This is a genomic window from Agrobacterium sp. DKPNP3, from assembly GCF_052686535.1.
Genome location: NZ_JBQYSN010000018.1, coordinates 26,555 through 39,347, shown reverse-complemented (window position 1 = coordinate 39,347; position 12,793 = coordinate 26,555). Strand labels below are relative to the sequence as shown.

General features: G+C 57.6%; 12 protein-coding genes. 1 reads left to right on the top strand and 11 read right to left on the bottom strand.

The window, feature by feature from the left end; all coding sequences use genetic code 11:
* Positions 1 to 11: 11 nt before the first annotated feature.
* Entirely contained in the window at positions 12 to 518 is a 507-nt protein-coding gene (locus ACUTJJ_RS07760; RefSeq protein WP_063949188.1) for a molybdopterin-dependent oxidoreductase, read from the bottom strand.
* Positions 519 to 1,120: 602 nt separating this feature from the next.
* On the opposite strand from ACUTJJ_RS07760, the gene ACUTJJ_RS07755 reads away from it, so the two are divergent.
* Positions 1,121 to 2,557: an NAD-dependent succinate-semialdehyde dehydrogenase gene (locus tag ACUTJJ_RS07755; protein WP_404495038.1), complete on the top strand. Its 1,437-nt coding sequence runs from the start codon at positions 1,121 to 1,123 to the stop codon at positions 2,555 to 2,557.
* A 94-nt stretch (positions 2,558 to 2,651) separates the two neighbouring features.
* On the opposite strand, the gene queE is transcribed toward ACUTJJ_RS07755, so the two are convergent.
* The 10 genes from queE to ACUTJJ_RS07705 all read right to left on the bottom strand — a co-directional run bounded on the left by queE (position 2,652) and on the right by ACUTJJ_RS07705 (position 12,619).
* A complete protein-coding gene (queE, locus tag ACUTJJ_RS07750) occupies positions 2,652 to 3,407 on the bottom strand; it encodes a 7-carboxy-7-deazaguanine synthase QueE (RefSeq protein ID WP_445541822.1) in 756 nt (251 codons plus the stop codon).
* On the bottom strand, positions 3,404 to 3,760 hold the full coding sequence (queD, locus tag ACUTJJ_RS07745; protein WP_445541821.1) for a 6-carboxytetrahydropterin synthase QueD: 357 nt from the start codon (positions 3,758 to 3,760) through the stop codon (positions 3,404 to 3,406). Before queD ends, queE begins: the two co-directional genes overlap by 4 nt.
* Entirely contained in the window at positions 3,760 to 4,470 is a 711-nt protein-coding gene (queC, locus tag ACUTJJ_RS07740; protein WP_445541820.1) for a 7-cyano-7-deazaguanine synthase QueC, read from the bottom strand. The genes queD and queC overlap by 1 nt, the downstream gene beginning before the upstream one ends.
* Positions 4,471 to 4,616: 146 nt before the next feature.
* Positions 4,617 to 5,750 carry a Gfo/Idh/MocA family protein gene (locus ACUTJJ_RS07735; protein WP_063949183.1) on the bottom strand — a complete coding sequence of 378 codons (1,134 nt, stop codon included), beginning with the start codon at positions 5,748 to 5,750 and terminating at the stop codon, positions 4,617 to 4,619.
* Positions 5,751 to 5,772: 22 nt separating this feature from the next.
* Positions 5,773 to 6,537, bottom strand: coding sequence for a sugar phosphate isomerase/epimerase family protein (locus ACUTJJ_RS07730; RefSeq protein WP_445541819.1), 765 nt, complete (start codon positions 6,535 to 6,537; stop codon positions 5,773 to 5,775).
* Between the two features lie 56 nt (positions 6,538 to 6,593).
* Complete coding sequence (locus tag ACUTJJ_RS07725) at positions 6,594 to 7,682, bottom strand: ABC transporter ATP-binding protein (RefSeq protein ID WP_445541818.1); 1,089 nt, start codon at positions 7,680 to 7,682, stop codon at positions 6,594 to 6,596.
* 5 nt (positions 7,683 to 7,687) lie between these two features.
* Positions 7,688 to 8,629 (bottom strand): carbohydrate ABC transporter permease, encoded by a 942-nt coding sequence (locus ACUTJJ_RS07720; protein WP_209091266.1) that lies wholly within the window; start codon positions 8,627 to 8,629, stop codon positions 7,688 to 7,690.
* On the bottom strand, positions 8,622 to 9,524 hold the full coding sequence (locus ACUTJJ_RS07715) for a carbohydrate ABC transporter permease (protein WP_296067193.1): 903 nt from the start codon (positions 9,522 to 9,524) through the stop codon (positions 8,622 to 8,624). Before ACUTJJ_RS07715 ends, ACUTJJ_RS07720 begins: the two co-directional genes overlap by 8 nt.
* Before the next feature lie 140 nt (positions 9,525 to 9,664).
* On the bottom strand, positions 9,665 to 10,897 hold the full coding sequence (locus ACUTJJ_RS07710; protein WP_209091264.1) for an ABC transporter substrate-binding protein: 1,233 nt from the start codon (positions 10,895 to 10,897) through the stop codon (positions 9,665 to 9,667).
* A 291-nt stretch (positions 10,898 to 11,188) separates the two neighbouring features.
* Positions 11,189 to 12,619 (bottom strand): mannose-1-phosphate guanylyltransferase/mannose-6-phosphate isomerase, encoded by a 1,431-nt coding sequence (locus ACUTJJ_RS07705; RefSeq protein ID WP_144576576.1) that lies wholly within the window; start codon positions 12,617 to 12,619, stop codon positions 11,189 to 11,191.
* Positions 12,620 to 12,793: the final 174 nt, after the last annotated feature.

Genomic DNA, 12,793 nt, shown 5'->3' with positions numbered 1-12,793 from the left:
AAACGGCACCTTTATTCCACTATCAATTTGGCAACTTGCCATGCGGACCGTGTGTAATAGGTCTGCTTTTGCAATTCCGGATCGCTGTCATAGGGATATATGACGAACAAAGGGCCTTTTTCGCGAACGGTCATGTAATTGCCATTCAGTTTGATCGCCAGGATAACCTTGTATTTCTTAAAGTCGTCGATGGGTATGGTGCTGACGTAATCGTTAAGCGCGACTGCCGTGACGTTGGTGCCCTTTGCACCCACGATATCCATCAATTTAGAGAGCGGGACACCCTCGAAACGAACGCGGCCATCGTGCCAGGGGGTCGTCGTTTCCACCGCCTCCATGCCGAGCGCTTCCAGCATGTCGCGATCAAACTGCGCAGCGCCGTCGGCATTCGTATTGGTGATGTTGCCAGAAATGGTTAATATCGGTTTGCCCTGCGGTTTGGCTATGTCCCCCGCCTCGGCACAGGAAAGCCATATGAGCGACAAGAACGCGCTGAGCAGTACCCGGGCGAAACTCATGGTTTTTCTCCATCGATAGGTTCAGGTCGAGGGTTTTCGCCAACCGTTAAAGGTCAAGGGAACCGACGGTATCAATATATATCAGGAAATGATGTTATATCCTCACTGAGTTTTTGTCCGTATTTTCTCTAGGTTTTGAGTAAACTCTTTTGATAAGTTTTTCGCGCTAATGTAGTTTTTTGATCCCGGCGCCCGGTTATGGGTCAAGCAGGAGGCTTTTCCAAGGCGCAGGCCACGGGGGAAAGTCTATATAGCGGCGAGACTGCTCAACGACCTCCTCGGCGGAAGCCCTCTGATTCGGGGTAAAATACGGGCCAATCAAACGCCATTCGAAAGGCAAACCGGGAGCATGAGAGCGGGCTGCTTCAACGAAAAATCCTCACGATTGCCAAAGTGCACGGTTGAAACACCCATCACGAATCTTAATATAATGGCTGTCGATTTCGTTTCCGGCGGTTCCTGAACCTCTGCTGGAAATATCCAGACACCTGTCCCGCGCAGCGAAAGCCGCGATGCCGGATATCGTCCGGTCAGGAAAATCTGTTCACGTCTCCGGGTCGGACGGCTACCGCCGTATCGGCCGCATCATGAAGGTAGTCCCTATGCACACCTATCCCGACATCAAACTTCTCATTGATGGCGAATGGCGAGACGCCGTTTCTGGCAAGACGATCGCCGTGTCCGATCCCGCGACCGACGAAATCATCGGCGCGATCGCCCATGCCGAGAAAGCAGACCTCGATCTGGCGCTTGCCGCGGCCGAGCGCGGTTTCAAGGTCTGGCGCGACACCTCGCCCTTCGAGCGTTCGAAGATCATGCGCAAGGCTGCCGACATCCTGCGCGAGCGCAAGGACAAGATCGCCTATATCATGACCCGCGAGCAAGGTAAGCCGCTGGCGCAATCCGCCACCGAGATCATGGGTGCTGCCGACACCATCGACTGGTTTGCCGAAGAAGCCCGCCGCACCTATGGCCAGGTTATCCCTGCCCGCGCGACGGGCGTTTCGCAGCTTGCCATCAAGCTTCCGGTCGGTCCCGTGGCAGCATTCACGCCTTGGAATTTCCCGATCAACCAGATCGTCCGCAAGCTCTCCGCGGCGCTTTCCACCGGTTGCTCCATCATCGTCAAGGCGCCCGAGGAAACCCCGGCATCTCCGGCAGAACTCATCCGCGCCTTTGTCGACGCCGGTGTGCCTGCCGGCGTCATCGGCCTTGTCTATGGTGTTCCTTCGGAAATTTCCGAATACCTGATCCCGCATCCGGTCATCCGCAAGATTTCCTTCACCGGCTCAACCCCGGTCGGCAAACATCTGGCAGCGCTTGCGGGCAAGCATATGAAGCGCGCGACGATGGAACTTGGCGGTCACGCGCCCGTCATGATCTTTGACGATGCCGATATCGACAAGGCGATCGAGGTCACCTCGCTTGCCAAGTTCCGCAATGCCGGTCAGGTCTGCGTCGCGCCCACCCGCTTCCTCGTGCAGGACGGCGTGGCGGATCGTTTCCTTGAAGGTTTCGTGGAAGCCACGAAGGCAATCAAGGTGGGCAATGGTCTGGAAGACGGCGTGGTCATGGGGCCGCTCGCCAATGAGCGCCGCATTCCCGCACTGGAAGGCCTCATCAACGATGCAGTTTCCCACGGCGCCGAACTGAAAACCGGGGGCCGCCGCATCGGCAACAAGGGCAATTTTTTCGAGCCGACGGTTCTCGCCAATGTGCCCACGTCTGCGAAGATCATGAACGACGAGCCCTTTGGCCCGGTCGCGATCATCAACCGCTTCTCGACGTTTGACGATGCCATCACCGAAGCGAACCGCCTGCCCTTCGGTCTTGCATCCTATGCCTTCACCGGCTCGGTCAAGACCGCGCACGCGCTCGGCCAGCAGGTCGAGGCCGGCATGCTGACCATCAACCACAACGGCCTTGCGCTCCCCGAAGTCCCCTTCGGCGGCATCAAGGACTCCGGTTACGGCACGGAAGGCGGTTCAGAAGCGGTTCAAGCCTATCTGGAGACAAAGTTCGTCAGCCAGATGAGCTGAGGCTCAAAAAGTCGGTTCTGGGCGGAAATATTCGCCCAGAACTTCCATCGCGCCCCCCGATATCCTGGCGCACGGGCACCTGAACGGCAGCCAGTTAAACGCCCCGCTTGTTTCCCCACAAGAGCACATGAAGCTGCGGAAGCACGCGGGCGGAAAACCAGCGGTCTTCGCTCACCTTGTCCACCAGCCATAACATCCGGTCCATCACCCCATCGATATCGACACGCGCGTCGTCATCATCCGGGGGCGGCGGGGTGTGGTTGCCGGGTTGAAGATAGACCGCCAGATGCGGAAAACGCGCTGACGCGGCTTTGGCGTAGGCGTAATCAACATCATCGAAAACAACAACCTTCAAGGCCACCTGCGGTCGGGTGCCAGCGAAACCGAGACAGTCTGCGAAAGCCGACCAGTCCGTCTCCATGCCGCTCGATGGCGGCTTCGGGCTCAGAACCAGGTAGTCGAGAGAGCCGAACCAATCCTTGGCGACACTGCCTTGCGTCTCAAGCGCGAAGCGATAACCTTCGGACTGCCCTTTTGCGATTAATTCGCCAAGTGGCTGGATGGCAGGGTTGCCGCCAGACAACGAGACCGTCAGCGGAACACCCGCGGACAGCCGCCGCACCTCCTGCCAGATTGCGTCGACCGACATGGGTTTCCACGTGTCGCGATAATCGCTATCGACCGCGTGCAGCGTATCGCACCAGGAGCAGCGGTAGTCACAGCCCCCCGTTCGCACAAAAACCGTCGGTGAACCGATCAGCAGACCTTCGCCCTGAATGGTCGGCCCGAAGATTTCGCTGATGCGGATCGTGGTGTCCTTCGCTGCAATCTTTTGTGCAGCCGCCGTCATGGCCGGTATTCCGCCCAGGTCTTGGCGGTTTCGCGAACCCGCACGGCGCTGGTTTCCGGCAGACGCTCCTTGCACCAGTCATAAAAATGTTTCGCCAGGCATTCCGCCGTCACCCGGTCATGGCCGAGAACATCATTCAGGTGGCGATGGTCAAACTTTTCGTCAATGTAGTACTTCAGCGGCGCAAGCTCATGGTAATCGCGCACGAAACCGTGCTCGTTGAGCTCTTCGCCTGCAAGCTCGACCTCAACGATATAATTATGGCCATGCAGACGGCTGCACTGGTGGTCGGCGGGCAGGCTTTTCAACTGGTGCGAGGCGGAGAAGTGAAATTCCTTGGTGATGCGGAACATCAACGCACCTCCTGCGCCGCAAAGGCATGGGTGGCAGCCACCCAGAAGTCCGGGTCCTCATAATCGGTCGGGTCGGTCACGCCGGCCAGATGAAAGGCCTCACGCCGTTCCACGCATGTGCCGCAGCGGCCGCAGTGCGTAAGGCCACCTTTGTAGCAGGACCAGGTTTCACCAAACGGCGTGCCGTATTTTACGCCATCGGTCACAATCGCCGCCTTGGAAACGGTGACATAGGGCGCGAAGAGTTTCACATCGGCATAGCCTTCAAGCGCGTGCGCCTGCATGGCATTGAAGCTGTCGATGAAGCCCGGCCGGCAGTCGGGGTAGATGAAATGATCGCCGCCGTGAACGGCAATCGCCACTGCATCCGCCTGCTGCGCGGCAGCCAGCCCGAACGCGATGGTGAGCATGATGGCATTGCGGTTCGGCACCACGGTGGAACGCATCGTCTCCTCCGCATAATGCCCGTCCGGCACCTCCACATCATCGGTCAGTGCGGAACCGGTGAGGTGCGCGCCGATGGCTCTGATATCGATGATATGATGCGGCACGCCGAGCCGTCTGGCGCAATCAGCGGCAAAATCCAGTTCCTTCCCGTGGCGCTGGCCATAATCGAAGGATACGAGAGCGAGAAGTTCATGTTCCGCGGCGATTTTATGCGCAAGCGAAACGGAGTCCAATCCGCCGGAGCAGATGACGATGGTTTTCATAGTTCAGGATCCCTTGTTTTGACCGGGTGGGCTGCGACCGGATAAGGCGCGGCTTTAAAGCAAAGCGAGGGGATTGTGAAGAGGTACCGCGAAGAACGGAAAGCGGCGAAGTTTCCTCCGCCGCTTTCCAAGCTATAGTAAAAACCTTAGCGCAGCAGCGCCTGTGCCTCCTCTATGCCGAGAGCTGCCGGCTGCGTGCATGTCGTCGTCATCTCGATGAAGCGGCCTTCTTCACCCGATTTCAGGATCGAGGTCATCACGTCGATACCGTGCAGCGAACGATCCAGCGAGCAGCGCGCGTCGCGACCTTCCAGAATGGCAATCGCCATATCGGCAAGCCCGGCCGTACGATAGTTGGCGCGAGGGCCGTTCGGGCTTTCCTGATTGGCGATACCGAAGGGATGCGCCCAGTCTTCCAGCGGCTGAATGTTCTTGTCACGGCCGCTCGCCTCCACAACGCCCCCGAAGAAATTCGGGTCTGGCACAAAGATCGAGCCGTCCGTGCCGTAAAGTTCCATGTTCGCGTGGCGATGCGACCAGACATCCCAGCTGGCCGAAAGCGTAATCGTCGCACCATTCACGAACTCCAGCAGGGCGTGGATATTGGTCGGTGTTTCGACGGGGATGATCTCGCCGTTAAGCGGCTGGCTGGTTACGGTGCGGGTGGGGCTTGCCATCGAGGTGAGCGCGCCAACGCGCTTGACCGGGCCGATGAGGTTGATGAGATTGGCGACGTAGTACGGCCCCAGATCGAGGATCGGCCCGCCGCCCTGCAGGAAAAAGAAACCCGGATTGGGGTGCCACATTTCCATGCCGGGGCTCATCACATGGCAGGTGCCCGAGGTGATGCGTCCGACCTTGCCCTCGTCGATATATTTGCGGGCAAGCTGATGCGCACCACCAAGAAAAGTATCCGGGGCGCAGCCGACGGAAAGGTTCTTCTCCCGCGAAATGCGCCGCAACTCCTCGCCCTCTTCCAGCGAAAGCACCAGCGGCTTTTCCGAATAGACGTGTTTTCCCGCCTCAAGGGCCGCCTTCGAAACCGGATAATGTGCGGCGGGGATGGTGAGGTTCACCACCACGTCAATTTCCGGGTTGGCGAGCAGATCGTCGATGGACTGCGCGACAACACCGAACTCTTCCGCCCTCAGTTCCGCTGCATTGCGGTTGAGGTCGGCACAGGCCAGCACCTTGATGCCCTTGAAGAGCGGTGCCAGCGAAAAATATGCAGACGAGATATTGCCGCATCCGATGATGCCGACGCCAAGATCTCTGGCCATGATGAAACTCCGAAATTGAGACTTAGTAGGTTTTGAACGATGTGATCGAACGGGTGATCAGCCGGTCGATATCCTTGGGATTGTCATGCTCGACCACGAAATGTTTCGTGGCGGACTTTGCTTTCAATGCGGCGATAAGACCCTTCCAGTCCACCGTACCATGACCAACATCGGCCCAACCGTCTTCATCCGCGTTTTCACCCGATGGTGCGATATCCTTCACATGCACGGCATTGATGCGTTTGCCGTAGCTTTCGATCCAGGCGAGCGGATCGGCATTGCCCCTGACAATCCAGGCGATATCCGCTTCCCACTTCAGGTCCGGGCCGCCGGCAAATATTTGTTCCTGCGGCGTGGAGCCATCGGCGAGCGCCTTGAACTCGAAATCATGGTTGTGCCAACCGAAGGTGAGGCCGGCGTCGACAAAAGGTTTGCCAGCCTCCTGCAGACGCTTGCCGAAGGCAAACCACCCAGCGGCATCTGTCGGGCGCTGATCGGGCATCAGGTAAGGGCAATAAATCGCCTGCACGCCCAAAACTTTCGCAATGTTCAGCGCCCTGCCCGGATCGCCCTCGAGGAGATCGAGGCCGAAATGGCCGGTGGGCATGGTTAGACCGTTGGCATCAAGTTCAGCGCGCAGCCCCTTCAGGCCGGCCTCATCGAGAGAGGCGTACATGGCGCCATACCCTTCGACTTGGCTGTAGCCCGCCGGCGATAGTTTTTTCAGGATATCGGAAAAGGGCTGAAAATTGCGGGCGCTGTAGAGCTGAAAACCGAGTTCTGTCATTGTCTCCTCCATAGAGATACTGGGCTTGGGATTGTGTGGGGGAATAGTTGCGGCGTCTAAAGCCGCTCTTCGCTTTGCGCGTCGAACAGCGAGGCCATCGCCATGTCGAGACCGAGGCGAACCTTGGTGCCCGGCGAAAACCGCCTGTGGCCGCCGACGCGGACGGACATGGTATGCCCGGCATGTTTCAGCCAGATCAGATTGTCGGCACCCATCGGCTCTTCGATATCGACAACAGCCTCATGCACTTCGCCACTCAGGATATCGGCATCGACGCGCACATGCTCCGGCCGCACGCCAAGGACCACGGCACGCCCTGCGGCAAGCGGTGTTTCGGCATGGTAGCCATCAAGTGAGAACGTAACCCCATTGGTCGTGAAGACGACCTTACCGTCCTTTTCGATCAGCTCACCGCGCAAGAAGTTCATCGATGGCGAACCGATGAAACCGGCAACGAAGAGGTTTCGCGGCTTGTTGTAAATGGTGACGGGATCGGCCAGCTGCTGGATGACCCCGCTCTTCATGATGGCAATCCGGTCCGCCAACGTCAGCGCCTCGATCTGGTCGTGCGTCACGTAGATCATGGTGTTCTTCAACGACTGGTGCAGCCGCTTGATTTCGACACGCAGTTCCGAACGCAGCTTGGCATCGAGGTTGGACAGCGGCTCGTCGAAAAGAAAGACATCCACGTCCCGCACCAGCGCCCGGCCGATCGCCACGCGCTGACGCTGGCCGCCGGAAAGCTCTGCCGGCTTGCGCTTCAGCAAAGGCTCGATCTGCAGGATGCCGGCGGCTCTTTTGACGCGACGGTCAATTTCATCCTTTGGAACCTTGGCGACCTGGAGGCCGAATGACAGGTTCTTCTCCACTGTCATCTGCGGATAAAGCGCATAGGACTGGAACACCATGCCGATACCGCGATCCTTCGGCTCCTCCCAGGTGACGTTGCGGTCTTTGATGAAGATTTGCCCGTCGGTCGGTTCCAGAAGCCCGGCAATGCAGTTGAGCAGGGTCGACTTGCCGCAACCGGACGAGCCAAGCAGAACGAGAAATTCGCCGTCGTAAATATCGAGATTGAGGTCTTTCAGAACGGTGACGGCACCGAAAGACAGATAAAGATCACGGATGGAAACGCTTTTGTTCATATAACTCAACCTTTCACTGCGCCGGCGGCAATGCCGCGCACGAATAGCCTGCCGGAGACGAAATAAACGATCAGCGGCACCGCACCGGTCAAAAGCGTGGCGGCCATGTTGACGTTGTATTCCTTCACGCCCTGTACGGAGTTGACGATATTATTGAGCTGCACGGTCATCGGGTAATATTCCGGCCGCGTGAACACCACGCCGAACAGGAAGTCGTTCCAGATGCCCGTCACCTGCAGGATCATCGCCACGACGAAGATCGGCAGCGACATCGGCAGCATGATGCGGAAATAAATCTGCCAGAAATTGGCGCCGTCGATACGCGCTGCCTTGAAGAGTTCCTCCGGCAGCGAGGCGAAGTAATTCCGGAACAGCAGCGTCAGGATCGGCATGCCGAAGATGGTGTGGACGATGACGAGACCGGTCAGCGTGCCGTAAATGCCCAGTTCGCGCAGCACGATGACGATCGGATAGATCATCACCTGATAGGGGATGAAGGCACCGATGATCAGGATCGAGAAAAATAGTTCCGATCCCTTGAACTTCCAGTTCGCCATGGCGTAGCCGCTAACGGACGCGACGACGATGGAAATGACCACCGATGGCACGAGAATGCGTACGGAGTTCCAGAAACCACGCGAAAGCCCGTCGCAATTGAGGCCTGTGCAGGCATTGGCCCAGGCCTTCACCCAAGGCTCGAAGGTGATCTCCACCGGCGGCGCGAAGATGTTGCCGAGGCGGATTTCCGGCATTCCCTTCAGCGAGGTGACGACCATCACGTAGAGCGGCAGGAGATAATAGGCGGCGGCCACGAAGAGCGTGCCGTAGAGGATGATGTTGCGGCGGGAAAAGGTCTTCCTCGGCTTCTTGCCGCGCGGGCCGGAAAGCTTGTCGGCAACCGCGTCGCTGGCGGCAACAACGGTATTCAAGGTGCTGATATTAGCCACGCTTTTTGCCTCCGAATTCGAGGTAGGCCCATGGAATGATGATGATCGCGACGGTGATGAGCATCATGGTGGAGGCGGCAAAACCTTGCCCCAGATTCTGCGCCTGGAACATGTAGTCGTAGACGTACTTCGCCGGCACTTCAGACGCGATGCCCGGTCCGCCGCTGGTCTGCGCCACGACCAGATCATAGACCTTGACGATGCCACTGGCGATGATGACGAGCGTGGTGATGAAGACGGGGCGCATCATGGGAATGATGATGAGGATATAGGTTTTCCACATCGGGATGCCATCCACGCGCGTCGCCTTCCAGATATCCTCGTCGATGCCACGAAGCCCGGCCAGCATCAGGCACATGACAAGCCCGGTTCCCTGCCAGAGCGCCGCGATCAGGATGCCGTAGATAACGATCTGGGAATTATAGAGCGGATCGAACGTGAAACTTTCCCAGCCCATTGAGCGGACCACGGACTGGATCCCGAATTCCGGGTTCAACAGCCATTGCCAGACAAGACCTGTCACGATGAAGGACAGGGCGAAGGGATAAAGGAAGATCGTGCGAAAGGTGTTTTCGAAACGAATTTTCTGGTCCATCAGCGCCGCCAGCACGAAGCCGATGACGAGGCTGAAGATCAAGGACAGAACCCCGTAAATCGCCAAATTCTGGATCGAGACGATCCAGCGTGGCGCGGCCCATAGCCGCTCGTATTGATCGAAACCGACAAAGCTCGCCCGCGGCAGAAGCTTAGAATTGGTGAAGGAATAAACGACCGTCCAGATCGTCCCGCCGAGGAAGATCACCACTGCGGTCAATATCATGGGGATGGAAGCAATCTTGGAATTCAGATTGCGAAAGAGCTGGTTGGGGCGCCCGGAGCGCGCTTGACCCGCCATGTTACCTCCTCCTGTAACGTTACAGTCAACAGCCGAGAGAAATTCTCCGCTGCACGGAACCCCGACAAACAAGATTGTTTTGTTGTGAGCCGGACGTTGGAAGGGGGAGCGAGCCGCTCCCCCAACCGGAGAAATCACGATCAGTCAGCCGAGCCGATGATATCCGCAAAGCGCTTCTGCGCATCCTCTGCCGACATCGAGCCAGCAAAGAATTCTGCCATCAGGTCTTCCTTCTGCTTCTGCGAGTCCGCGGAAATCAGCTGGTCAACGCTGGTCAGCGCATTGCCCTTGGCCAGAATGGCCAGTCCCTTTTTCATGCAGTCATTCGCTGCATTGAGATCTACGTCACCGCGGATAGGCAGCGAGCCCTTCTTCAGGTTGAAGGCAACCTGCGTCTTTGGATCGACGATGGTTGCTGCCAGCACGTCCTGCGCCTTGGTTTTTTCCTCATCTTTAAGAACCGGGAAATAGAAGGCATCGCCACCCGTGGTCAGATATTCACTCAGGCCGAGACCAGGAAGGCAGGAATAGTCGGTGCCGGCTTTCTGGTTGGCCAGCTGGAATTCACCCTGCGCCCAGTCACCCATCACCTGGCCAGCAGCCTTGCCAGTTATCACCATGTTGGTGGCCTGGTTCCAATCCTGAACATTGGTGCCCTTTGCCATGTCGCGTGCTTCAACAGCCGCCGCGAAAATCTTCGCCATGTCGGGACCCGCAGCCGCTTCTTCATCCTTGTCGCCATAGACCTTCTGGTACAGATCCTTGCCGCCGATCGAAAGCGTCAGCGTATCGAACAAGCCGTTTGCCTGCCAGGCCTGCCCGCCGAGCGCGAGCGGCTGGATGCCGGCCTTTTTCAGCGCCGGTGCGGCCGCAACAAACTCCGTCCAGTTCTTCGGAACTTCAACGCCTGCCTTTTTGAAGGCCGCATTGGACAGCCAGAGCCATTGCCAGGAATGAATATTGACCGGCGCGCAATAGATCTTCCCATCAATCGTGCAGCTGTCCAGTAGACTGGAAGGCTTGATGACCTCTTTCCAGTTCCCTTTTGCGGCGACATCGGACAGGTCACGCATCAGGCCGGCCTGAACGAGTTCTTCCGCCTGACGGCCATGGTTGAACTGGGTCGCGCCCATCGGGTCGCCGCCGGTGATGCGGCTGATCATGATCGGCCGGGCCGTACCGCCCGAACCGGCAATCGCGCCGTCCACCCACTTATTGCCGGTCGCATCGAAAGCCTTGGCCAGTTCGGCCACGGCGGCGGCTTCACCACCCGACGTCCACCAATGGGTCACCTCAAGATCGGTGGCACCGGCTACACCCGCCGGAATCATCACACTGGCCAAAAAGGCCGCAGAAATAAGACGCATTCGCATGAGCTCCTCCCTCACTGAAACGTTACAGTTGGAACCTATGCGAAGAATTTTGATTAGGCAACCGCTTAAAATGCGAATCTCGATGTGGCTATTTTAGACACCCTTCTCGACCCGAAATCCGGCAAAATCCGCGCGGGGCTGCATGCTACGTACCGCCGTTCCCTCCATTTTTGAAAGGGAGGCCGCTGCTGCATCCGTATTTGAGTAGCAGGTGCTCGCCGTCAGAAACATAAAGGCGAATCGGAATACCTCCCGCTTCGCCTCTGTCGCGCTATCTTAGAAGGTTACCTACTATTCGCGCTTATAATCATCCTCAATGCGGATCACATCATCCTCGCCGAGGTATGCCCCGGTTTGAATTTCGACCAGCTCGAGCGGAATCTGCCCCTCATTGGCGAGACGGTGCGGCTGGCCAATCGGAATATAAACAGACTGGTTCTCCGTCAGCAGCCGGGTTTCCTCGCCGATCGTCACGGTCGCAGTGCCCTTGACGATGATCCAGTGCTCTGAGCGATGATAGTGTCTTTGGAACGAAATGCGGTGGCCGGGATCGACCGTGATGTGGCCGACCCGGTAACGCTCGTCCACGTACATGTGTTCGATATAGCCCCAGGGTCGGTAGACCCGCTTGTGAGTTTCGGTTTGCGGCGCATGTTTGCTGTCTTTGAGCGTCTCAACCAGACCCTTCACATCCTGTACCCGGTTCTTTGGGACGACCAGCACCGCATCCTTGGTGGTTACAACCACCATGTCCTTTGCTCCGACAACCGTCGTCAGCAGCTGTGTGGAGTGAATGAGGCAGCCTTCGGAATCGATGAACACGCCGTTGCCTTCAAGCGCGTTCTCATTGTCATGTTTGTCAGCGATTTCCCAGATCGCATCCCAGCTGCCGATGTCGGACCAGCGGAAATGGCCGTGCACCACCGCCATGCGCTTCGTTTTTTCAATCACCGCATAGTCGATGGAGTTTTTGGGAGAGGCTTCAAAGCTATCCTTATCCAGACGCACAAATCCAAGGTCGCTTTCATATTGGTCAACCGCCTGCGTTACCGCCGCGAGAATCTCCGGCGCAAAAGCCTTGAGTTCGGCAATCATCACATCGGAGCGGAACAGGAAGTTACCGGAATTCCAGAGATAACCTTTTTCCAGATAGGAAATCGCCGTCGATACATCCGGTTTTTCCTTGAAGGCATCGACGGTGCTGAGGTCAGCCTCACCATCAATCGGCTCGCCCGGTTTGATATATCCGTAGGAGGTGCGCGGCTCCGTTGGCACCAGGCCAAAAACAACAATACTGCCCTGATCGGCGGCCTTGGCGCCAAGCTTTACGGCGTCGGAAAATTTATCGGGATCGAGAACCACGTGGTCGGCAGCAAGCGCCAGTACGAGGCAGCCCGGTTCGCGGCGTTCGGCAAGCACGGCAGCGGCAGCCATCGCAGCGGCACTGTCGCGGCGGGCGGGCTCGAGCACAACGGTCGCTGGCAGATCGATTTCTTCAGCCTGGCGACGGGCAAAGAAGCGAAAATCCTCGTTGGTAATGACCAGGGCTTCCGAATAAAGACGTTTATCACCGACGCGTTTCAGCGTCTGTTGATATGTCGAAAGATTGCCAACCAGCGGCTGAAACTGCTTTGGCAACTGATCACGCGATACCGGCCAAAGCCGCGAGCCAGCACCACCAGCAAGAAGAACCGGCGTGATCTTTCGAGATTGTTCGTTCACTACAAAACCTTTCTTACTCAAATTCCCTGACGCGCCGGACAATATAGATATTTCACGACACCGCCATCACCAGTTCAAGCTGTGGATAAGCAAGGGCTGATAATTCCGTCCTCTGAACGCCTGGTGCGCGGCGGTGCGTGGCCGGCAGGCTGTTTTTCCTAACGCCAGGATGAT